The organism is Streptomyces sp. NPDC026673, assembly GCF_040638135.1.
Taxonomy (GTDB): domain Bacteria; phylum Actinomycetota; class Actinomycetes; order Streptomycetales; family Streptomycetaceae; genus Actinacidiphila.
Map to the genome: position 1 here is coordinate 89,546 of NZ_JBEZXR010000007.1, position 21,667 is coordinate 111,212.

Consider the following 21,667-nt stretch of genomic DNA (forward strand, 5'->3'; position numbering starts at 1 on the left):
GTCATCAAATACCGGCCACTGACTCGGCTGCTGGCTTGCCCAGTTGCCGGGGACTCCCGATACCATTCACGGAAAGCCGCCGTCCCCTGCACCATCATTGCGGCACCCTCCGCTACGAAGGTCTTCCATGCCCCACAGCCATTCCTCTGCACATCGCGACAGCCGGGCCGGCGTACGCCTCGCGCGCGGAGCGTCGCCGTGGCTCCTCCCGACCGTCGCCACCGCGGCGGTCAGTCTCGTCCGCGCCCGCCGCTCCGGGCGCTGGGCGGCCGTGGCCGTCCCCACCACCGCCCTCGCGGCGGGCATGCTGTGGTTCTTCCGCGACCCCGAGCGCGAGATCGCCCAGGGCCGCGTCATCTCCCCGGCCGACGGTGTGGTGCAGAGCATCATGCCGTGGAAGGACGGGCGCACCCGCGTCGCGATCTTCATGAGCCCGCTGAACGTCCACGTGAACCGCGCGCCGCTCGCCGGCACGGTCACGTCCGTGGAGCACATCCCCGGCGGATTCGTTCCGGCGTTCAACAAGGAGAGCGAGAACAACGAGCGCGTCGTCTGGCACTTCGACACCGAGCTCGGCGACATCGAGATGGTGCAGATCGCCGGAGCCGTGGCGCGCCGCATCGTTCCCTACGTGCCGCAGGGCACCAAGGTGGAGCAGGGCGAGCGCATCGGCCTGATCCGCTTCGGCTCCCGTGTGGACATCTACCTCCCGGAGGGCGTCGAGCCCGCCGTCGAGGTCGGCCAGACCACCGTGGCTGGGGTGACGCGCCTTGACCGTGATTGATCCCGACACCCAGGCACCGTGGGTCGCCGCGGTGGACGAGGACGACGACGATGACATGCCGCTGTCCACGCGGCTGTCGATAGCGGACGGCCTCACCCTCGGCAACGCGATCTGCGGATTCATGGCGGTGTACTTCACCACCACCGGGGTCCTCGTCCCGCACCTCATGGGCAACACGGACGGCGGCATGACGCGGCACAGCGCCGCCACCGCCGTCCTGCTGATGCTCATGGCCTCGGTCTTCGACCTGTTCGACGGGCTCGTGGCGCGCAAGCTCCGCAGCTCGGCGATGGGCGCGGAGCTGGACAACCTGTCCGACCTGATCAGCTTCGGGCTGGCCCCCGCCTACTTCGTGGTCGTCTGGGGCCTCATCTCCGACGACGCCTACGGCAAGCTGTCGGCGGTGGCGGCGGTCGTGGTGCTCCTCGCGGTCGTCCTGCGACTGGCCCGCTTCTCCTGCACGACGGTGCGGGAGGGGATCTTCCAGGGCATGCCGAGCCCCTTCGGGGCGATGACGGTCATCTCGGTCGTGCTGCTGGACCTGCCCTTCATCCCGACGCTGCTCGCCATCGTCGGTGTGGCGTGGCTGATGGTCAGCCGGGTCGAGTACCCGAAGCCGCGGGGCCGGCTCGCCGCGATCACGCTCGCCTGGATCGTGCTCAGCATGGGCTGCCTGGTCTGCTGGGCGTTCGCCGTCCCCGGCGGCGACGTGCTGCTGCAGACGGGGGCGGCGCTGCAGATCTGCGCGGCGGCGGTGATCCCGCTCTTCGCGACGACCCGCCGGGTCAACACGATCCGCAACAACCGCCGTGAGGCGCGTACGGCACAGCTTCCGTAGCCGTACGGACGGACAAACGAAGGGCCCCGAGCCGGGAAGGCTCGGGGCCCTTCGCGTTGCCGGGTCAGGCCGGGAGGTCGCGCGCGATGTCCCCGGCGAGGCGTTCCAGCAGCGGCCCGGCCTCCGCCATGCAGCGCGCCGGGTCCGGCTCGAGGTCGGTCAGGGCGTACGCGCGCCGGATCCCCGCCGCGCCGAGGGCGGCCCGCGACAGCGTGAGACGGCCGCAGACGGCGACCACGTCCACATCCCGGGCGCGGGCGGCCGCCGCGACACCGGCCGGGGCCTTGCCGTGCAGGGTCTGTTCGTCCAGCGAGCCCTCGCCCGTGATCACCAGGTCGGCCCGCTCCAGGGCCTCCGCGAATCCGAGCATGTCCAGGAGCACCTGGACGCCGGGCCGGAAGGAGGCGCGCAGGCCCACCAGCGCCCCGAACCCGACCCCGCCGGCCGCCCCCGCACCCGGGGACTCGGCGGCGGCACCGGCTCCCAGTACCTCGGCGTAGTGGGCGAGCGCCGCGTCCAGCGTGGCGACGTCCTCCTGCGTGGCGCCCTTCTGCGGGCCGTAGACCGCGGCGGCGCCCTTCGGGCCGAGCAGCGGATTGTCGACATCACTGGCGAGGACGACCTCGGCCGCCGCGAGCCTCGGGTCGAGGCCGGACAGATCGGCCGTGGCCAGCTGCGCGAGCGCCGCGCCGCCGGGGCCCACCGGTTCCCCACGCCCGTCCAGCAGCCTGGCGCCGAGGGCGACGAGCATGCCCGCGCCACCGTCGTTGGTCGCGCTGCCGCCGACACCGAGCACGATCGACCGCGCTCCCGCGTCGAGCACGGCGCGCAGCAGCTCGCCTGTTCCGAGGGTGGTCGCCGTGAGCGGCGCGAAGACGCCGGGCGGCAGATGCCGCAGCCCCGAGGCCTCGGCCATCTCCACGACGGCCGTGCCGCCGCGCAGTGCGTAGGCGGCCGTGACCGGCTCTCCGAGCGGCCCGGTGACCTCCACCAGCCGCCGTTCGAATCCCGCGGCGACGGCCGCGTCCACCGTTCCGTCCCCGCCGTCGGCGACCGGCACGGACTCGACGGCGAGATCCGGGGCGGCCCTCCGCAGCCCCTCCCCGAGCCGCTCCGCCACCTCGACGGCGGTGAGCGAGCCCTTGAACTTGTCCGCGGCGATGAGCACCCGCGCGGGCCGTGCGTCCGTCACATTGATCTCCCTTACGGCAGGTCGCGCCGCTTGGACCCTATCCCGGGGCCCCCGGGCGGTACACCGGAGTCATGGCCCTGAATCTCGAAGACCGCATCCTGGGCGGCTGGCTCGGCCGGATCGCCGGCAACATGCTCGGGAAGCCCGTCGAGCGCGGCGACCACTGGACCCGGGAGCGCATCGACCGCTACCTGCGCCGGGCCGGGGCGCTGCCGCTGACCGACTACATCCCGGCACTGGACCCGCCGCCGGATCCGGCCGAGTTCGAGCTGCGCCCCGAGTGGCCGCAGTGCACCCGCGGCAACATCCACGGCAGCGCGCGGGACGACGACATCGACTACGCGATCCTCGGGCTCGACCTGCTGGAGACCTACGGACCGGACTTCACCACGGAGCAGGTCGGCGAGCTGTGGCTGCTGCGTCTTCCCTATCTGCAGACCTTCACCGCCGAGCGGATCGCCTACCGCAATCTCGCCAACGGGCTGAAGCCGCCGCTGACCGCCACCGCGGACAATCCGTACCAGGAGTGGATCGGCGCGCTGATCCGCGCCGACGTCCACGGATGGACCTCACCGGGCGATCCGCGGCGGGCCGCCTCCCTCGCCCGCCGCGACGCGGTGCTGTCGCACACCGGCAACGGCGTGTACGGGGCGATGTGGGCGGCGGCGCTCATCGCCGCGGCGTTCACGGCCCCCGGCGCCCGGGCGGCGTTGGAGTCGTCGCTGGACTACGTCCCGCCGGGCTGCCGGCTGGCGCGTACCGTGCGGCGGACGATGGCGCTGCACGAGGCGGGGCTCGACTGGTCCGGAACCCTGGCGGAACTGGACGAGGAGAACGGCCGGCTGCACTGGATCCACACCGTCCCCAACGCCGCGCTGATCACCGCCGGGCTGCTCTACGGCGCGGGCGACTTCACCGCCACCATCGCGCTGACCGTGCGCGGCGGTCTGGACACCGACTCCGGCGGCGCGACCGCCGGCTCGGTGGCCGGCGTGCTGTGCGGCGCGGCCGCGATCCCGCCGCAGTGGACCGAGCCGCTGGAGGACCGGGTGCGAAGCGCGGTGTTCGGCTTCGACGGAGTGGCGATCAGCGAACTGGCCCGTCGCACGGTCCTCCTGGTGCCGTAGGGTCCCGCGTGTGCGATACATCATTGTGGGTGCGGGCGCGGTCGGCGCGACCATCGGCGGCAGGCTGTACGAGAGCGGTCACGACGTCGTGCTGGTCGCACGGGGAGCGCACCTGGAGGCGCTGCGCGAGCGAGGGCTGACGCTGCGGACCCCGGACGGGACGCTGACGCTGCCGGTCCCGGTGGCAGACGGCCCGCAGGGGCTCGCGCTCCGGGAGGACGACGTCCTGGTGCTGGCCGTCAAGACGCAGGACACCGGGGCCGCGCTCGACGCCTGGGCACCGGTGGCGGAGCGTCTGCCGGTGATCTGCGCGCAGAACGGCGTCGCCAACGAGCGGATGGCGCTGCGCCGCTTCCGCGACGTGTACGGCATGTGCGTGTGGCTGCCGTCGACCCACCTGGAGCCGGGCGAGGTCGTCGCCCCCTGCGGGCCGCTGACCGGCATCCTCCACCTGGGCCGCTATCCGCACGGCACCGACGACCTCGCCCGGGCCGTCTCCGCGGACCTGGAGAAGTCGTCCTTCGCCGCCCCGGTCGTGCCCGACGTGATGCGCTGGAAGTACGCCAAGCTGCTGTCGAACCTGGGCAACGCCGTGGAGGCGCTGTGCGGCGGCTGGGACGACACGGCTGCCGACCTCCTCCGCCGGGCGAAGGCCGAAGGCATGGCGGTGCTCGACGCCGCCGGCATCCCGTACGCGGGCGAGGAGGAGCAGGCGGCCGTCCGCGGGGACCGCGTGAGTCTGCGGCCCGTCGACGGCTTCGCCCGGGGCGGCGGCTCGTCCTGGCAGAGCCTGACCCGGGGCACCGGGAGCGTCGAGACGGACTGGCTCAACGGGGAGATCGTGCTGCTCGGGCGGCTCCACGGGATACCGGTCCCGGTCAACGAGACGCTGCGGCGGCTCGCGAACCGCGCCGCACACGACCGCCGCGCCCCCGGAAGCCTGGAGCCGGCGGAGGTGGCCGCCGCGGTCGAGGGGCGCGACCCCGTAGGTTGGGGGGCGTGACGACCACCGATTTCGACGCGTACATCGACAGCCTGCCGAAGATCCTCGCCGGGGCCAGCACGCTCTTCCGCGACGCCGACGGCCGGATCCTGATCGCCGAGACCACCTACCGCGAGGACGGCAAGTGGGTGCTGCCCGGCGGCACCATCGAGTCGGGCGACGGTGAGACGCCCCGCGAGGCGGCGCGCCGGGAGACCCTGGAGGAGGTCGGGCTGGACGTCGAACCCGGCGCCCTGCTCACCCTGGACTGGGTGCAGTGGCCGGGCCGGCCTCCGCTGGCCTCGTACATGTACGACGGCGGGGTGTTGGACGATGCCACGCTGAAAACGATCGTGCTGCAGGAGGAGGAGCTGTCCGCGTGGCGGATGGCCACCCCGGAGGAGGCCGAGGAGTACCTCTCCCCCGGCCTCTACCGCCGCGTCCGCGCGGGTCTGGCCGCCCTGGCGGACGGCGGCTTCCCCGTCGAACTCGTCAACGGCCGTCCTCCGGTGCGCGGTCAGCGGCCCACCGCGTAGCCCTGCATCCCGCGGGGGTTGGCGGCGGAGGACAGCACGCCGGTCTCCGGATCGCGGGCCACGGCGCACAGCCGGCCCTCGGACCAGGGGGCGCCGACGGTGACGTCATGGCCGCGGCGGCGGAGTCCGGTGATGACGGACTCCTCGAAGCGGCTCTCCACGGTGACGCTGCCCGGGCGCATCTCACGCGGGTGGAAGGAACTGGGGAAGCTGTCGTTGTGCCAGTTGGGCGCGTCGATGGCGCCTTGGAGGTCGAGACCGCCCCGGACGGGTGCGCGCAGCGCGACGCCCAGGAAGAAGTGCAGCGACCACTGGTCCTGCTGGTCGCCGCCCGGGGTGCCGAAGGCCATCACCGGGACGCCGTCGCGCAGCGCGAGCGAGGGGGTGAGCGTGGTGCGCGGACGGCGGCCCGGGGTCAGGGAGTTCGGCAGCCCGGGCTCCAGCCAGGCCATCTGCAGGCGGGTGCCGAGGGGGAAGCCGAGGCCGGGTATCACCGGGTTGGACTGGAGCCAGCCGCCGCTGGGGGTGGCGGCGACCATGTTCCCCCAGCGGTCGACGACGTCGAGGTGGCAGGTGTCGCCGCGGGTGGCGCCGTTGTGGGCGACGGTCGGCTCGCCGACACCCATGGCGTCGAACTCCGGTGCCGCGTCGGGATCGTGGAGCGGGAAGCGGGGCAGCCGGGGGGTGCGGCCGCCGGGGCTGCCGGGGCGCAGCTCGTGGGAGGCCTTGGCCTCGTCGACCAGAGCGCGCCGCGCCTCGTTGTAGGCGGGTGACAGCAGTTCGGCGAGGGGGACGTCGTCCCGGGCGTCGCCGTACCAGGCCTCGCGGTCGGCCATCGCGAGCTTGCTGCCCTCGACCAGGGTGTGGACGTACGCGGCGGACCCGTACTCCAGCTCCGCGGGATCCGGCGGCAGCAGGGCGAGTTGCTGCAGGAAGGCCGGGCCCTGGCTCCAGGGTCCGGCCTTGCAGACCGTCCAGCCGTTCCAGTCGTACGTCACCGGGTCCTCGTGGCGGGCCTCGTAGCCGGCCAGGTCGTCCCCGGTCAGGGTGGAGGCGTGCCGCTCACCCGTGGTGTCCATCGCGGGACGGGCGGCGAAGTCGGCCAGCGCCTCGCCGATGAAACCCTCGCGCCACACCCGCCGGGCCGCCTCGATCTGCGTCTCGCGGCCGGTGCCCGCGGCCTCCGCCTCCCGCAGCAACCGCCGCCAGGTGGCGGCGAGATCGGGATTGCGCAGCAGGGCCCCCGGCCGGGGCGGGCGGCCTCCGGTCAGGTACAGCTCGGCCGAGGTCGTCCACTCCGTCTCGAACAGCGCCTGGACGGAGGCGACGGTCGCGCCGACCGCCTCCACCGCGGGGTGGCCCTGCTCGGCGTAGCCGATGGCGTAGGAGAGCACCTCCGCGAGCGGTTTGGTGCCGTGGTCGCGCAGCAGCACCATCCACGCGTCGAAGGCGCCGGGCACGGCGGCCGCGAGCGGCCCGGTGCCGGGGACGAAGTCCAGGCCCAGCGCGCGGTAGTGGTCGACGCTCGCCCCGGCCGGGGCGGGACCCTGTCCGCAGAGCACGCGGACGGGACCGCCGGCGGGTGCGACGATGATCGGGACCTCCCCCGCGGGCCCGTTGAGGTGCGGCTCCACGACGTGCAGCACGAAACCGGCGGCCACCGCCGCGTCATAGGCGTTGCCGCCGCTCTCCAGCACGGCCATCGCCGACTGCGAGGCGAGCCAGTGGGTGGAGGAGGCCATGCCGAAGGTGCCCTGCAGGGTGGGCCGGGTCGTGAACAATTCCGTACTCCTCTGGCCGGGGGAGCTCCTACACTCGCACGGTGCTCCAAGATCCCGAACCCGCACCCCCTGTCTCCTCGATGGCCGACGCGCTCGCCCGGATCCCCGGTGTGGTCGCGGTCATGCTGGGCGGCAGCCGGGCACGCGGTACCCACCGCCCGGACTCCGACTGGGACCTCGGCGTCTACTACCGCGGCGAACCCGACCTGCCCGCGCTGGCGGCGCTCGCCGCGGAGGCGACGGGGGAACCGGTCGAGATCGCCGGCCCCGGCGGCTGGGGGCCCTGGGTGAACGGAGGGGCGTGGCTGCGCGTCGGCGGCGTGCAGGTCGACTGGATCCTGCGGGATCTGGACCGCGTGCGGAGGGTGTGGGACGACTGCCGCGCCGGCCGGTACGAGGTGGGCGTCCAGCCCGGTCATCCGCTGGGCTTCTGGTCGCCGGTGTACGCCGGTGAGGTCGCCCTCGGCCGCGTACTGGCCGATCCGTCCGGCGAGCTGACCGCACTGCGCGAGCGGACGCGGGTCTACCCGGAGCCGCTGCGCCGGGCCCTGGTCGGGGCGGCGTGGGAGGCGGACTTCCTGGTCGTGAACGCCCGCAAGTCCGCGGGTTCGGGCGACGTCCTGCACGCCGCGCTGTGCCTGTCGCGGGCGGTCGGGGTGCTGGCGCAGTCCCTCCACGCGCACCACCGCGTCTGGTGCCTCAACGAGAAGGGCGCCCTCGCGGCCGCCGACGCCCTCCCGGGCACCCCCGCCGGTTTCCGGGCCCGCGCCGAGGCGGTCCTGACCGGCCTCGGCGACCCGGTGGCGGCGGTCGAGGAAACCGCGGCCCTGGTCGCGGAGGTCCGGACGGCGCTGGGCTGACCTCGGGCGGCGACCCGACGGCCGCCCTGGCCGCGTGCGCTCACGGCGTGGGCAGGCGCGAGGCCGCCCGCCGCGTCCCCGGGGGAGGGCGTGGAGACGTGAACGCCCTCCCGGCGGGCTCGTCATCGCGGGACAGGGCGCGCTCCACCGGCGCCGTCCGGGCCGTCAGCCGATGTTGGCGTGCTGCGACCAGTCGTTGTGGAAGGTGAATCCACCACTCGCGGGCGGCATCGGCGACTGCACCTCGATCCAGCACAGGGGCTCCGTGCCGAGCGCCGCGAAGCCGTGCGACGCGCCGACGGGCGCGAAGACCAGATCGCCGGCCCCCGCCAGGTCCTGCTCGCCGTCGCAGAAGGACCGCGCCTGGCCGGAGAGGAGGAAGTAGATCTCCTCGAACGGGTGGAAGTGCTCCTTCGCGGTCTTGAGCGGGGCGTTGTCCACGATGCCGGGCGTGAACTGCACGATGAACATCGCGTGGTGACGCGCCCCGAGAAGATCGTCCACCATCATGCGAATCTGCACGTTCTGCACGTTCGCGCCGTGATAACCCGGCATGGAGATGGATCCGGGCGGCGCCATGTCCGCCTGGTCGAAGTGGCCGACATACGGCTTGGCCGGGTCGAGCTCGTCGACGGGCACGCCCTGTGTGGGCACTTGCGTCTCGGCCGCCTCGAACACCCCCCACGTCCCCCTGCCGTCGATGGGACGCGGCTGGGGGGCGTACACCCGCAGCATGCGCACACGCTGATCGGTCGGGTTGCTCCAGGCGTGGCCGACCGCGTAGGGCACCAGGCCGAAGTCCTGGGGACGCAGGGCGTAGCACTGGTCGGCGACCGCGAGCAGCGGGTTGCCCTCCAGGACGAAGAACGACTCCTCGAACGGGTGCCGGTGTCCGACGACGTGACCACCGGGCTCGATTTCGACGATCGCGATCGACAGATGGCTCGCGCCATCGTCAGGGCCCAGGAAGTGCGCCACACGCACGCCCTTCCCCGGCTCGCTCGGATGCGACTCGACGAACTCGAGAGAGTCTCCCCGGTGAATGCTCAAGGATCGGGGGGCTCGCGAGACCTCTGCTGACTGCTTCATGGTCACCTTTCCCTGCTAGGTCCAGTGATACGAGACTGTTCTCGACGGCTGTTAATCGAGACAAAATCGCAGGTGACCGCACCTGCGGGGGCAATCGGCGGGAGGGGCGGCGGGCGCTGCGATATCCGTTCGCCCCGGGCCGCCGGGCCCCCTAGTCTCGGCTCATGGCCAGGCCTCTCGTAGCCGTCCTCAGCGGCGCAGGTATCTCCACCGATTCCGGAATCCCGGACTACCGCGGCCCGAACGGGCTGTGGCGCCGTGATCCGGGTGCCGAGAAGCTCGTGACGTACGAGCACTACATGGCCGACCCGGAGATCCGCCGCAGGTCCTGGCGGATGCGTGCGGACAGCCCAACGCTCGCGGCGCGGCCCAACGACGCGCACGCGGCGATCGTCCGGCTGGAGCGGTCGGGGGTCGCGGTGCGCGTGATCACGCAGAACGTCGACGGTCTGCACCAGATGGCCGGGCTGACCGAGCGCAAGGTGCTGGAACTGCACGGCACGGCCCGCGCCGTCGTGTGCACCCGGTGCCACGACCGCACGCCGATGGCCGGGGCGCTGGAGCGGGTCCTGGCGGGCGAGGAGGATCCGGCGTGCGCGAAGTGCGGCGGGATCCTGAAGGCGGCGACCGTCATGTTCGGGCAGCGGCTGGACCCGGGGGTGCTGGCCGACGCGATGGCCATCGCCAAGGGGTGCACCGTCTTCATCGCGGTAGGCACCAGCCTGCAGGTGCAGCCGGCCGCGTCGCTCGCCGGGATCGCGGCGGAGCACGGCGCACGGCTGGTGATCGTCAACGCCGAGCCGACGCCGTACGACGAACTCGCGGACGAACTCGTGCGCGAGCCGATCGGGACCGCGCTGCCCGCGCTCCTGGACGGGATCGCCCGGGAGGCGGCCGCGGGCTGACGCCCGTGCCCCGGACGGGATCGTCCGGGGCACGGGCGCGCGGTCACACGACGGTCACCAGCGGTGGTGCACCTGGGCGCGGATGCGCCGGTCGTACAGGTCCCGCACGGCGTCCAGCGTGCTCTGCGGCAGCGGCGGCAGGGCCGCGGCCGCCGCGTTGGCGCGGGCCTGCTCGACGGAGCGGGCACCCGGGATCACGGTGGTGACGCCGGGCTGCTGGATGATCCAGCGCAGCGCGGTCTGCGCCGGGGTCGCGCCCTCCGGGGTGAGGGCGGAGAACTCGGCGACGGCCGCCAGTCCGGTCTCGTAGTCGACTCCGGAGAAGGTCTCGCCCTGGTCGAAGGCCTCGCCGTGGCGGTTGTAGGTGCGGTGGTCGTCCGCGGAGAAGACCGTGTCCTTCGTGTAGCGGCCGGACAGCAGGCCGGAGGCGAGCGGCACCCGGGCGATGATGCCCACGCCCGCCTCGGCGGCGGCCGGCAGCACCTGCTCCAGGGGCTTGAGGCGGAAGGCGTTGAGGATGATCTGCACGCTGGCGACACCCGGGCGGGCGATCGCTGCGAGCGCCTCCTCACAGGTCTCGACGCTGACGGCGTAGGCCGCGATGCGCTGCTCCTCGACGAGCGTGTCGAGGGCGTCGAAGACCGCGTCCGTGGAGTAGACGGAGGTCGGCGGGCAGTGCAGCTGCACCAGGTCGAGGGTGTCGACGCCGAGGTTGGCCCGGGAGCGGTCGTTCCAGGCCCGGAAGTTGTCCAGGACGTAGTTCTCGGGGACCTGGGCGACCCGGCGGCCCATCTTGGTGGCGACGAAGATCCCGGCGTCCGGGCGCTCCCGCAGGTAGCGGCCGATCAGCTGCTCGCTGCGGCCGTCGCCGTAGACGTCCGCGGTGTCGAAGAGGGTCACGCCCTCCGCCACGGCCGCGTCGAGGACGGCGAGTGCGTCCTCCTCGCGGACGTCGCCCCAGTCGGCACCCAGCTGCCAGGTGCCGAGACCCACGACGGACACCTTGCGGCCCGTCCTGCCCAATACGCGCTGCTCCATGTCCGCGATGCTAGTCGCTGCCGGCGGGCCCGCCCTCCGCGGGCCCCGGGCCGGCCCGGACCGTGTCGCCTACCGGCGGGCCGCCCTGTCCAGGTGTCTGCGCACCGCGCGGGCCGCGTGGTGACCGGACATCCCATGAACGCCCGGGCCGGGCGGGGTGGCGGACGAGCAGAGGAAGACCCCGGGGCGGGAGGTGGTGTACGGGTTCCACTTGAGTTTGGGGCGGAAGGCCGTCTGCAGTCCCGCGAAGGCACCGCATCCGAAGTCGCCGCCCACGTAGTTGGCGTTGCGGGCGGCGAGTTCGGCCGGGCCGCTGACCGCCCGGGCCAGGACGAGGTCCCGGAAGCCGGGTGCGAAGCGCTCGATCTGCCGCTCGACGGCCTCGGTGGCGTCGCCGCGCCATCCGTTGGGCACGTGCCCGTACGCCCAGAAGACGTGCTTGCCCTCGGGGGCGCGTCCGGGGTCGACGAGGCTGGGCTGGGCGGTGATGAGGAACGGCGTGCGCGGCGGGCGGCCGCGCACCGCCCGCTCCAGGGCGTCGCCGATCTCGCCGGCGGTCGGCCCGATGTGCACGGTCCCGGCCCGCCGGGGCTCGGCCGCGGTCCACGGCACGGGACCGTCCAGGGCGTAGTCGATCTTCCAGGCCGAGGGCCCGTAGCGGTAGTTCCGGTACGTGTCGCCGAGCCCGGCGATGCGTGCCAGCGCGGTCGGCGAGGTGTCGAAGACGTAGGCGCGGGCGGGCGGCAGCTCGTCGAGCTTGCGGACCATGACGCCGGTGTGGACGGTTCCGCCGAGCAGCCGCAGGTAGGAGTCGAGGGCGTCGGCGATGGCCTGCGAGCCGCCGCGCGGGATCGGCCAGCCGACCTCGTGCCCGGAAACGGCGAACATCAGCGCCGTCGCACCGGTGAGCGGGCTGGTCAGCGGGGCCACGGCATGGGCGGCCAGGCCCGCCAGCAGCCCCCGGGCCTGCCGGCCGTGGAACAGCCGGGCGAGCACGGCCAGCGGGGGCAGTCCTGTCAGCCCGAGGCTCGCGAACCGCAGCGGGTCGCGCGGCAGCCCTTGCCACTGGGGGCGCAGGAAGTCGTGCGCGAGGGTCTTCCAGCGGCCGATGTACGGGGCCATGAGCCGCCGGTAGGTCCCCGCGTCGCGCGGCCCGAATGAGGCGGCGGTCGCGCCGACGGTACGGTCCAGCACGGCCGCCGTGCCGTCGTCGAAGGGGTGGGCGAGCGGCAGCTCGGGGTGGAGCCACCGCAGGCCGTGGTCGGCGAGCGGCATCGCGTTGAAGGCGGGCGAGCCCGCGCCGAAGGGGTGCACCGCGGAGCAGGGGTCGTGGCGGAAGCCCGGCAGGGTCAGTTCCTCCGTGCGCGCGCCGCCGCCGACCCGGTCACCGGCCTCGAACACCTCCACGGAGTAGCCCGCGCGGGCGAGTTCGACCGCGGCGGTCAGGCCGTTGGGCCCGGCGCCGACGACGATGACGTCGGTGATGCGGGTCCTGCTCATCGGTCACCCGCCATGAGGCCGACGACCCGACGGGCGGTCGCCTCGTCGCGTGCGACGGAGAAGGGGAAGGCGTTGCCTCCGCCGATGTGGAAGGGCACGCCGTCGGCGGTGACGCTGGCCCCGCCGGCCTCGGCGACGAGCAGCAGCCCGGCCGCGTGGTCCCAGGGCGATTCCCAGGTGAAGGCGACGGCGTCGATGGCGCCGCGGGCGACCTCCAGGTAGTCCAGCCCGGCGCAGGTGCACTGGCGGGCCTCGACGCCGTCGGTGCCGAGCCCCTCGAACTGGCGCCTCTCCTGCTCGTCGAGGAAGGCGAACTGCGACGTGGCGACCATGAGCCCGGGTGCCCCGGTGTCGCGTGCCGTGTGGATCGGCTCGCCGTTGAGCCGGGCGCCCGCGCCGCGCCGGGCGGTGGCCATCAGGCCCAGGCACGGCACGTACGTCCAGGAGGCCTGGACCTCGCCGCCGCGGGCGAGGGCGACCAGCGTCGCGAACTCGGGCCTGCCCGCGACGAAGTTGGCGGTCCCGTCGACGGGGTCGACGATCCACACCGGGTCGTCGCCGCCGATGCGGCGCAGGACGCCGGGGTCGGCGTGCACGGCTTCCTCCCCGACCACGACGGAGCCGGGCAGGAGTGCCGGGAGCTCCTCGGCGAGCCGCAGTTCCGCCTCGCGGTCGGCGACGGTGACGAGGTCCCCCGGTCCGGTCTTGTGGCTGATGTCGGCGGCGCTCAGCTGCCGCCACCGCGGCACGACCTCCGCCTCGGCCGCCGCGCGCACCGTGTCCTCGACCGCCTTGAAGAGTGCGTCATCGATCACTCCTCCATCAGACCAGATCGCCCGCGGCGCCGCGCACCCGCGGTGACTTTGGCGGGTTCACGCCGTGTGCGCGGCGATCCGCGCCCGCCACATCAGGGCGGTGTACAGCACGAAGGAGGTGACCAGACCGACGGCCCAGCCGTAGTCGGCGAGCGGTTTCAGGAGGGGGATCAGACCGTCGACGGGGAACGGGCCCTTCTTGTGGCCGTCGGCGTCGACGGTGGAGTAGGAGCCGCCCACCGCCAGGAGGCCGCCCACGACCAGGGCGAGCACCCCGCGCCAGTGCCATCCGCGCCGGTACCAGTAGCGGCCGCCGCCCGACTGGTACAGCTCGGGCAGCATCAGTTCCGTGCGGCGGATGACCCAGTAGTCGGCGATGAGGACGCCGGCCACGGTTCCGAGGACACCGCCGACCACACCGAGCCAGGTGAAGATGTACAGCTCGGGGGTGGAGGTGAGTTTCCACGGGAAGATCAGGACGCCGACGACACCGGTGATGAGCGCTCCGGTACGGAAGTCGATGTGCCGTGGCGCGAGGTTGGACAGGTCGTACGCCGGGGAGACGACGTTGGCGGCGATGTTGACGCTGATGGTGGCGATCAGCACGGTCACCAGGGCGTAGAGCAGACCGAAGACGTTGTCGGTCTTGCCCGCCAGCTCGACCGGGTCCCAGATCGCCTCGCCGTAGACCGCCTCGGAGCCGGAGGTGACGAGCACCGACAGGACGGCGAACAAGGTCATCGTCGTCGGCAGGCCGAGGCTCTGGCCCCAGACCTGGGCGCGCTGCCCGGCCCCGAACCGGGTGAAGTCCGGGATGTTGAGGGACAGGGTCGACCAGAAGCCGATCATGCCCATGAGGGCGGGGAAGAAGACCTGCCAGAAGTCCGCGCCCCAGCCGAGCTCGGAGGGCTGGTCCAGCAGCTGCCCGAAGCCGCCCGCCTTGTTCGTGATCCAGATCAGCAGGACGACGGCGCCGACGAGGACGAAGGGCGCCGCCCAGTTCTCGAAGCGGCGCAGGGTCTCCATGCCGCGGTAGATGATGGCGAGTTCCAGGGCCCAGAAGGCGAGGAAGCAGACCCACAGCGTCCACGGGTAGCCGGCGACATGGGCCGCGCCCGCCCAGCCGCCCCAGATCTTCCCCAGCAGGATGAAGATGCCCTGCCCGCCGATCCAGGTCTGGATGCCGAACCACGCGCAGGCGACGGCCGCGCGCAGCATCGCCGGCAGGTTGGCGCCGCGCACCCCGAAGGAGGCACGGGCCAGGACGGGGAAGGGGATGCCGTACTTGGGTCCCGCGTGGCCGGTGAGCAGCATCGGCACCAGCACGATCACGTTGGCGAGGGCGATGGTGAACACCGCCTGCTTCCAGTCCATGCCGAGGGCGACCAAACCGGAGGCGAGGGTCCAGGACGGGATGTTGTGGGCCATCCCGATCCACAGCGCGGTGAAGTTGTAGGTGGTCCAGTGCCGTTTGGCGACCGGGATGGGGAGCAGGTCCTCGTTGGCGTACGGGCCATGGGGGGCGGCCGCGCCGGCCGGGAGCTCGACGCGGCCGTCGGGGTGGGTGAACTGCGGGGGCGGCGTGGGGGCCGGCATGGGGCAGTGCCTCCGGTCAGCCGCCGAGGGCGGGGATGACGGTGGAGCCGTAGGCGTCGATGGTCGCCTCCTTGGCGTCGTGCATGTCGTAGACGGCGAACTGGTCGACACCAAGGGCCTTGAGGGCGCTCAGCTTCTCGATGTGGCGCTCGGGAGTGCCCAGGACACAGAAGCGGTCGACGATCTCGTCCGGGACGAACGCGGTGTCGGGGTTCCCGGAACGGCCGTGGTGCGAGTAGTCGTACCCCTGGCGGGCCTTGATGTAGGCGGTGAGTTCCTCGGGCACGGAGGCCGAGTGCTCGCCGTACTTGGAGACGAGGTCGGCGACGTGGTTGCCGACCATGCCGCCGAACCATCGGCACTGCTCCCGGGCGTGGCCCAGCGCCTGCGGCGAGTCGTCCTCGGTGACATAGGCGGGGGCAGCCACGCAGACCTTGACCTCCGACGGATCGCGCCCTGCGGCCACCGCGGCGTCCCTGACCGTCTTGACCATCCACTCGGTCAGATAGACGTCGGCGAGCTGCAGGATGAACCCGTCGGCCTTGGCCCCCGCGATCGCCAGCGCCTTCGGCCCGTACGCCGCCATCCACACCGGCAGCTTCGCGCCCTCCTTGATCCAGGGGATGCGGACGACGGTGCCGCCGAGGTCGGCCTCACGGCCCTCGGCGAGCTCGCGGATGACGTACATGGCCTCTTCGATGCGCGCCAGCGTGTTGGGCTTGCGGCCCGCCACGCGCATCGCCGAGTCACCGCGGCCGATCCCGCAGATCGTGCGGTCGCCGAACATCTCGTTCAGCGTGGCGAAGGTGGAGGCGGTCACCTCCCAGGTACGGGTACCCGGATTGGTGACCATCGGGCCGACGACCATGCGCTCCGTCCGCGCCAGGATCTGGCTGTAGATGACGAACGGCTCCTGCCACAGCACGGCCGAGTCGAACGTCCAGCCGTGGGTGAAGCCGTTGCGCTCGGCGCGCCGCATCAGCTCGACGACCCCCGAGGCGGGCGGGTCCGTCTGCAGGACGAGACCGAAATCCATGGGTCCACGCGCCTTTCTCAGATGAGGTACTGGCAGGTGCCACGCGGGGTGTACTGGCCGTGGCCCGCTCGTCCGACGTACTCCCGGCCGTCGATGACGGGCTCGCCGCGGGAGAGCACGGTCTCGACCCGGCCGGTGATCCGCCGGCCCTCGTAAGCCGAGTAGTCGACGTTCATGTGGTGGGTGGAGGCGGACATGACCTGCTCCGCGCCCGGGTCGTAGATGACGATGTCGGCATCCGCGCCCGGCGCGATGGTGCCCTTGCGCGGGTACAGCCCGAACATCCGCGCCGGGGTCGCGCAGGCGATCTCGATCCACCGGCGTCGGCTGATGTGCCCGTCCACCACGGCCTGATGGAGCAGGTCCATCCGGTTCTCCACCCCCGGCAAACCGTTGGGGATCTTCGAGAAGTCCCCCCGGCCCAGCTCCTTCTGCCCCACGAAGCAGAACGGGCAGTGGTCCGTGGACACCACCTGCAGGTCGTTGGTCCGCAGGGCCCGCCAGAGCACCGCCTGGTGCTCCTTCGGGCGCAATGGCGTCGAGCAGACGTACTTGGCGCCCTCGAAGTCCGGCTCCGCCAGGTTGTCCGTGGACAGGAACAAGTACTGCGGGCAGGTCTCCCCGAACACGTTCAGCCCCTCGTCCCTCGCGAGGGCGATCTGCTCGACGGCCTGCTGCGCGGAGACGTGGACGACGTAGAGCGGGGAGCCCGCGACCTGGGCGAGCCGGATGGCGCGGTGGGTGGCCTCGGCCTCGAGGAGCGCGTGGCGCACCTCGCCGTGGTAGCGGGGGTCGGTCCTGCCCGCCGCCAGGGCCTGTTCGACCAGGACGTCGATGGCGATGCCGTTCTCCGCGTGCATCATGATCAGCCCGCCGTTGTCGGCGCCGCGCTGCATGGCGCGCAGGATGCGGCCGTCGTCGCTGTAGAAGACGCCGGGATAGGCCATGAACAGCTTGAAGGAGGTGACGCCCTCCTCGACGAGGATGTCCATCTCCTTGAGGGTGTCCTCGTTGACGTCGGAGAGGATCATGTGGAAGCCGTAGTCGATCGCGCACTGGGCGTCGGCCTTGGCGTGCCAGGTGTCGAGTCCGGCGCGCAGCGACTCCCCCACCGACTGCACGGCGAAGTCCACGATCGTGGTCGTACCGCCCCAGGCGGCCGCCCGGGTGCCGGTCTCGAAGGTGTCCGAGGCGAAGGTGCCGCCGAAGGGCAACTCCATGTGGGTGTGCGCGTCGACGCCGCCCGGGATCACGTACTTCCCGGTCGCGTCGATCACGCGGTCCGCGGCCGCGGTCCAGCCCTGCGCCAGGTCGGAGTCGTGCGCGGCGAGGGCGGCGACCCGGCCCCCCTCCACGAGGACGTCGGCGTGGACCTCCTCGGCGGCGGTGACGACCAGTCCGCCCCGGATGACGATGCGGCTCATGCTCCCACTCCTTCCACTGGCCGAGGGCGGGATCCCCGAAGACCTCGATGCCATGTCAGAACGGCTCTACGCACGTAGACCCCGCCATGGTGGAAAACGTATGACCCGTCACCCACGGTGGCAATACCGCTGCTGTCCATCGACGGGGACGATCAGACCTGCTCCGCACCCCCGTGAAGCGAACGCTCACAATATGCCATGAACCGGGCGTGCGGGTCTGCAGGTGACGACGTGCGAAATCGCGTTGCCCGGCCGCCGCGGCGCGGCGAGGATGGACGGATGGAGGATCGCGCATGCGGCTGAGACTGCGTCACTTCCGTCCGCGCACAGGCCCGGTGGAGCACCGCGTCGTGCAGCCCTGGCGTCCACCCCGCCATACCGCGCTCACCGACCCGGCAGGGTACGGACTTCTGCTCGGCGACCACGCCGGGCTCTCGACGCTGGCCGGGCTGTTCTCCTTCGCGGCGTACTCGAGGCACACCGTCGTCCACGTCCCGCTGCGCGGCGGCGTGCCCCTGGACGAGGAAGCCTGCCTGGAGGCGGGCGGCGGCCGCGTCGACCTCGTCCTCGCCCACCACTCGCTCGGCCTGCGGGCGAGCCGGTGGCCCGGACTGCGCCGTCGTCTGACCGGCGGGGTGCCCCTGACGGTCCGTACCGACGAGGCGCGGACGGAGCGCGACGGCGCCGCCTGGTGGGAGCGGTACGACCGCGCGGGGTCGCGCGACCGGCTGCGGCCGGCCGCTCACGCCCGGACCCTGTTCCTCACCGGCAGCCGCGGCACCTTCGCCTTCGCGGCCTCGCAGTTGGCGTGGGCGGCCGGCTGGGGGCCGCGCCGGAAGGGCGTGGCGAAGGGACGCATGGCCCTGGTCGCGAGCCTCACCCCGCTGCTGGAGCCCGGCGACCGGTGGCGCGGGCCCGAACTCGACGTCGTCTTCAAGGCGTACCCGCCGTACGCCCACTTCCGCCGGCCGGGGCGTTCGGCCGCCCGCGGTGACGACATGTCACCGGCGCATGGGACCGCCCGCCCGTACGCGGCGTCGCGCCCATGAGGTTCGCGACGTTCAACGTGCTGCACGGCCTGCCGATCAGGGACGGCAGGCCGGCGCCCTTCCCAGGCGGTGCCGCCGGGAAGCCGCTCGTCCGGGCCGTCGCGTCGCTGGACGCGGACGTCCTGGCGCTGCAGGAGGTCGACCGCTTCCAGGAGCGGTCGGGCGGTGTCGACCAGGCCGCTGCCGCGGCCGCGGCATCGGGCGCCCGTGACTGGCGCTACGCGACGGCGGTGCACGGCCGCTGGGTGCCGGGCAGCGGATGGGTGAGCGATCCGGACGAACCCGGGATGCGCGTCCACGGGCCGCGGGACGCCGCCGGTGACGGCGGCCCGTCGCACGGGATCGCCCTGCTCACCCGGCTTCCGGTCCGGGAGTGGCGGGCCCGGCGACTCCCCTCGTCACCCGTCGGCATGCCCTTGCGGGTGCCCGGTCGAGCCGGGCTCAAGGTGATGGCCGACCAGCCGCGCTGCGCGCTGGCCGCCGTGCTGGAAGGCGAGCGGGGGCCGTTCACGGTGGTGGCCGTGCATCTGTCGTTCGTCCCCGGGTGGAACGTCGGCCAGTTGCTCGCGGTCCGCCGCTGGATCGCCGGCCTGCCCCGGCCGCATCTGCTCCTGGGCGACCTGAACCTGGTCGGGCCCGTCCCGCCGCTGGTGCTGGGCGGTGCCTGGCGGGCGCTGGCCCGTACCCGTACCTACCCCTCGCACCGCCCCGTCGTGCAGTTCGACCACGTGCTGGCGGCGGGGGTCGGGCGGGCGGCCGTGCGTTCAACCGGCGCCCCGCCGCTTCCGGTCTCCGACCACCGGCCGCTCGTGGTCGACCTGTCCCTCTGACCCCGCGCCCCGGGCCGGGGCCCCTGCGGCCCCGGCCCTGTGACGGACGGTCAGGCCGGGCCGTCGCCCAGCTCGCTGTGCGCCTGCTTGAGCGCCGCCTCCAGGATCGAGGCCCCCTCCTCCGCCTCTGCGACGGTGAGGGAGAGCGGCGGGGCGATGCGCAGAGCGTCGCCGCTGCGGCCGCCCTTGCCGATCAGCAGCCCCCCTTCCCGGGCCGCCTCGAGAACCAGGGTCGCGGCGGCCGGAGAGGTGAGCTCGATGCCGAGCATCAGCCCGCGGCCGCGCACTTCGCGGACCACCGGGAGCCCGGCGGAGATGGCCTCGAGCCGCGACTTGAGGAGCCCGCCGACGCGGCGGGCGTTGCCCTGCAGATCGTGGTCGAGGAGGTACTGGAGATTGGCCAGTGCGCCGGCCGTGGTGATCGGGCTGCCGCCGAAGGTGGAGATGGAGTTGGCGGTGAGGCAGTTCATCACCTCGGCCCGGGCGACCACACCGCCCATGGACAGGCCGTTGCCGACGCCCTTGGCGAAGGTGAGAACGTCCGGCGGGCCGGAGCCCTCGTGCGCCTGCCAGCCCCAGAAGTGCTCACCGGTCCTGCCCCAGCCGGTCTGCACCTCGTCGGTGATCCAGAGGATGCCGTGCCGGTCGAGGACCTGCTTGAAGGCGGCGAGCAGCCCGTCCGGGCCCGAGGTGAAGCCCCCGACACCCTGGATCGGCTCGGCGATCAGGGCGGCGACCTGTCCGTTCGCCTGGCCGAGGATGTCCTCCAGGTCCGCCACGCAGGCGGCGGTGAACTCGGCGTCGGACAGGTGCGCGTACGGACCGCGGCTGCGGACGCCCCCGTGCACGTAGAGCGTCTGCAGCGGCGACAGGCTCGTCGGCGACCAGGAGGTGTTGCCGGTGATGCCGATGGCCGAGAAGGAACGCCCGTGGTAGCTGTTGCGCAGCGCCAGAATCTGGTTGGACTTGCGGTATGTGGTGGCGAGCAGCAGCGCGGTGTCGTTCGCCTCCGTACCGGAGGTGGTGAAGAAGACCCGTGCGTCCGGGATGCCCGACAGGCGGGCGATGCGCTCGGCCAGGTCGACCGCCTGCGAACTGAGGTAGAGCGTCGAGGAGTGCAGGATCTTCCCGGCCTGCTCGCGGATGGCGGCGGTGACCTCGGGCAGGGCGTGCGCCGTCATGGTGGTGAGGATGCCGCCGAAGAAGTCGAGGTACTGCCGGCCCTCGGCGTCCCAGACGTGGCGGCCCTCGCCGTGGGTGATCTCGATCGGCTCCCGGTAGTACGTCGCCAGCCACTGGGGCATCACGGCCTTGTGGCGGGAGTGGAGCGCGGCGTGCGGGTTCTCGGTGATGGTCATGGATGCGTTCATGCCTCCGTCAGGGTGCCGTAGGCGTCAGGGCGGCGGTCCCGGTAGAAGGCCCACTGCTGGCGCACCGCGGGGATGAGGTCGAAGTCCAGGTCGCGCACGATCAGTTGCTCCTCCTTGTCGGAGGCGACGTCGCCCACGAACTGGCCGCGCGGGTCGACGAAGTAGGAGGTGCCGTAGAAGTCGTTGTCGCCGTAGGCCGGTTCCTGGCCCACCCGGTTGATGGCGGCGACGAAGTACTCGTTGGCGACGGCGGCGGCCGGCTGCTCCAGCTGCCAGAGGTACGAGGAGAGCCCGCGGTGGGTGGCCGAGGGGTTGTAGACGAGCTGGGCGCCCGCGAGGCCGAGGGCCCGCCAGCCCTCGGGGAAGTGCCGGTCGTAGCAGATGTAGACGCCGATCTTGCCGACGGCGGTGTCGAAGACCGGCCAGCCGAGGTTGCCGGGCTTGAAGTAGTACTTCTCCCAGAAGCCCTTGACCTGCGGGATGTGGTGCTTGCGGTACTTGCCGAGGTAGCTGCCGTCGGCGTCGAACACGGCCGCGGTGTTGTAGTAGAAGCCGTCCTGCTCGATCTCGTAGACCGGCACCACCATCACCAGGCCGGTCTCCCGGGCGAGCGCCTGCATCCGCACGACCGTCGGCCCGTCCGGCACGCGCTCGGCCCACCGATAGTTCTCGGCCTCCTGCACCTGGCAGAAGTACGGGGAGTTGAACACCTCTTGGAAGCCGATCACCTGTGCGCCCCGCGCGGCCGCCTCGCGGGCGTGCTCCTCGTGTTTCGCGATCATCGACTCGGTGTCACCGGTCCACGTCGCCTGGACGAGCGCGGCGCGTACGACATTGGGCATGACAGCTCCTTTGACGCGAGGTCACGCCGGAACAGCGGGCTGGTCTACGCACGTAGATCCGGCGCTGGGACGA

Annotated in this window: 20 protein-coding genes; 9 read left to right on the top strand and 11 right to left on the bottom strand. The window is 72.6% G+C overall.

The features are described from left to right. Nucleotides 1–127 precede the first annotated feature (127 nt). Both AB0F62_RS08240 and pssA read left to right on the top strand, forming a co-directional pair. Entirely contained in the window at nt 128–784 is a 657-nt protein-coding gene (locus AB0F62_RS08240) for a phosphatidylserine decarboxylase (protein WP_361793684.1), read from the top strand. Then, nucleotides 771–1,622 carry a CDP-diacylglycerol--serine O-phosphatidyltransferase gene (pssA, locus tag AB0F62_RS08245; protein WP_361793687.1) on the top strand — a complete coding sequence of 284 codons (852 nt, stop codon included), beginning with the start codon at nt 771–773 and terminating at the stop codon, nt 1,620–1,622. Before AB0F62_RS08240 ends, pssA begins: the two co-directional genes overlap by 14 nt. Nucleotides 1,623–1,686: 64 nt before the next feature. On the opposite strand, the gene AB0F62_RS08250 is transcribed toward pssA, so the two are convergent. Next, on the bottom strand, nt 1,687–2,790 hold the full coding sequence (locus AB0F62_RS08250) for a glycerate kinase (protein WP_361794022.1): 1,104 nt from the start codon (nt 2,788–2,790) through the stop codon (nt 1,687–1,689). 95 nt (nt 2,791–2,885) lie between these two features. Here AB0F62_RS08250 and AB0F62_RS08255 point away from each other — a divergent pair, with 95 nt between their 5' ends. Genes AB0F62_RS08255 through AB0F62_RS08265 form a run of 3 tightly spaced genes read left to right on the top strand, consistent with a single transcriptional unit; the run spans nt 2,886 to nt 5,459 of the window. Beyond that, nucleotides 2,886–3,941: an ADP-ribosylglycohydrolase family protein gene (locus AB0F62_RS08255; protein WP_361793690.1), complete on the top strand. Its 1,056-nt coding sequence runs from the start codon at nt 2,886–2,888 to the stop codon at nt 3,939–3,941. A gap of 10 nt (nt 3,942–3,951) precedes the next feature. Further along, a complete protein-coding gene (locus AB0F62_RS08260; protein ID WP_361793693.1) occupies nt 3,952–4,944 on the top strand; it encodes a ketopantoate reductase family protein in 993 nt (330 codons plus the stop codon). Further along, a complete protein-coding gene (locus AB0F62_RS08265) occupies nt 4,941–5,459 on the top strand; it encodes an NUDIX hydrolase (protein ID WP_361793696.1) in 519 nt (172 codons plus the stop codon). Before AB0F62_RS08260 ends, AB0F62_RS08265 begins: the two co-directional genes overlap by 4 nt. Here AB0F62_RS08265 and AB0F62_RS08270 read toward each other — a convergent pair. Further along, entirely contained in the window at nt 5,441–7,240 is a 1,800-nt protein-coding gene (locus tag AB0F62_RS08270; protein ID WP_361793699.1) for a gamma-glutamyltransferase, read from the bottom strand. The two genes, AB0F62_RS08265 and AB0F62_RS08270, sit on opposite strands and share 19 nt — an antisense overlap. Nucleotides 7,241–7,320: 80 nt before the next feature. Here AB0F62_RS08270 and AB0F62_RS08275 point away from each other — a divergent pair, with 80 nt between their 5' ends. Next, complete coding sequence (locus tag AB0F62_RS08275) at nt 7,321–8,100, top strand: nucleotidyltransferase domain-containing protein (protein WP_361794025.1); 780 nt, start codon at nt 7,321–7,323, stop codon at nt 8,098–8,100. A 165-nt stretch (nt 8,101–8,265) separates the two neighbouring features. On the opposite strand, the gene AB0F62_RS08280 is transcribed toward AB0F62_RS08275, so the two are convergent. Further along, nucleotides 8,266–9,078 carry a cupin domain-containing protein gene (locus AB0F62_RS08280; protein ID WP_361793702.1) on the bottom strand — a complete coding sequence of 271 codons (813 nt, stop codon included), beginning with the start codon at nt 9,076–9,078 and terminating at the stop codon, nt 8,266–8,268. Between the two features lie 275 nt (nt 9,079–9,353). Between AB0F62_RS08280 and AB0F62_RS08285 the strand changes: the two genes are divergently transcribed. After that, nucleotides 9,354–10,094, top strand: a complete 741-nt coding sequence (locus tag AB0F62_RS08285; protein ID WP_361793705.1) for a Sir2 family NAD-dependent protein deacetylase — start codon at nt 9,354–9,356, stop codon at nt 10,092–10,094. Between the two features lie 54 nt (nt 10,095–10,148). On the opposite strand, the gene AB0F62_RS08290 is transcribed toward AB0F62_RS08285, so the two are convergent. The 6 genes from AB0F62_RS08290 to hydA all read right to left on the bottom strand — a co-directional run bounded on the left by AB0F62_RS08290 (nt 10,149) and on the right by hydA (nt 17,503). Beyond that, nucleotides 10,149–11,132 (bottom strand): aldo/keto reductase, encoded by a 984-nt coding sequence (locus AB0F62_RS08290; RefSeq protein WP_361793708.1) that lies wholly within the window; start codon nt 11,130–11,132, stop codon nt 10,149–10,151. A 69-nt stretch (nt 11,133–11,201) separates the two neighbouring features. Beyond that, the gene (locus tag AB0F62_RS08295) at nt 11,202–12,632 is read right to left on the bottom strand and encodes an NAD(P)/FAD-dependent oxidoreductase (protein ID WP_361793711.1); all 1,431 of its coding nucleotides are present in this window, start codon (nt 12,630–12,632) and stop codon (nt 11,202–11,204) included. Beyond that, complete coding sequence (locus AB0F62_RS08300; protein WP_361793714.1) at nt 12,629–13,447, bottom strand: inositol monophosphatase; 819 nt, start codon at nt 13,445–13,447, stop codon at nt 12,629–12,631. Before AB0F62_RS08300 ends, AB0F62_RS08295 begins: the two co-directional genes overlap by 4 nt. A 57-nt stretch (nt 13,448–13,504) precedes the next feature. Next, nucleotides 13,505–15,043 (bottom strand): NCS1 family nucleobase:cation symporter-1, encoded by a 1,539-nt coding sequence (locus AB0F62_RS08305; RefSeq protein ID WP_361793717.1) that lies wholly within the window; start codon nt 15,041–15,043, stop codon nt 13,505–13,507. A 16-nt stretch (nt 15,044–15,059) separates the two neighbouring features. Next, nucleotides 15,060–16,079, bottom strand: a complete 1,020-nt coding sequence (locus AB0F62_RS08310) for a TIGR03842 family LLM class F420-dependent oxidoreductase (protein ID WP_361793720.1) — start codon at nt 16,077–16,079, stop codon at nt 15,060–15,062. Nucleotides 16,080–16,096: 17 nt separating this feature from the next. Then, complete coding sequence (gene hydA, locus AB0F62_RS08315) at nt 16,097–17,503, bottom strand: dihydropyrimidinase (RefSeq protein ID WP_361793723.1); 1,407 nt, start codon at nt 17,501–17,503, stop codon at nt 16,097–16,099. Between the two features lie 293 nt (nt 17,504–17,796). Between hydA and AB0F62_RS08320 the strand changes: the two genes are divergently transcribed. Beyond that, nucleotides 17,797–18,552, top strand: coding sequence for a hypothetical protein (locus AB0F62_RS08320; protein ID WP_361793726.1), 756 nt, complete (start codon nt 17,797–17,799; stop codon nt 18,550–18,552). Beyond that, nucleotides 18,549–19,382, top strand: coding sequence for an endonuclease/exonuclease/phosphatase family protein (locus AB0F62_RS08325; RefSeq protein ID WP_361793729.1), 834 nt, complete (start codon nt 18,549–18,551; stop codon nt 19,380–19,382). The genes AB0F62_RS08320 and AB0F62_RS08325 overlap by 4 nt, the downstream gene beginning before the upstream one ends. Nucleotides 19,383–19,432: 50 nt before the next feature. Here AB0F62_RS08325 and AB0F62_RS08330 read toward each other — a convergent pair whose 3' ends face one another. Beyond that, the gene (locus tag AB0F62_RS08330) at nt 19,433–20,752 is read right to left on the bottom strand and encodes an aspartate aminotransferase family protein (protein ID WP_361793732.1); all 1,320 of its coding nucleotides are present in this window, start codon (nt 20,750–20,752) and stop codon (nt 19,433–19,435) included. After that, a complete protein-coding gene (locus AB0F62_RS08335; RefSeq protein ID WP_361793735.1) occupies nt 20,749–21,594 on the bottom strand; it encodes a nitrilase-related carbon-nitrogen hydrolase in 846 nt (281 codons plus the stop codon). Before AB0F62_RS08335 ends, AB0F62_RS08330 begins: the two co-directional genes overlap by 4 nt. Nucleotides 21,595–21,667 lie beyond the last annotated feature (73 nt).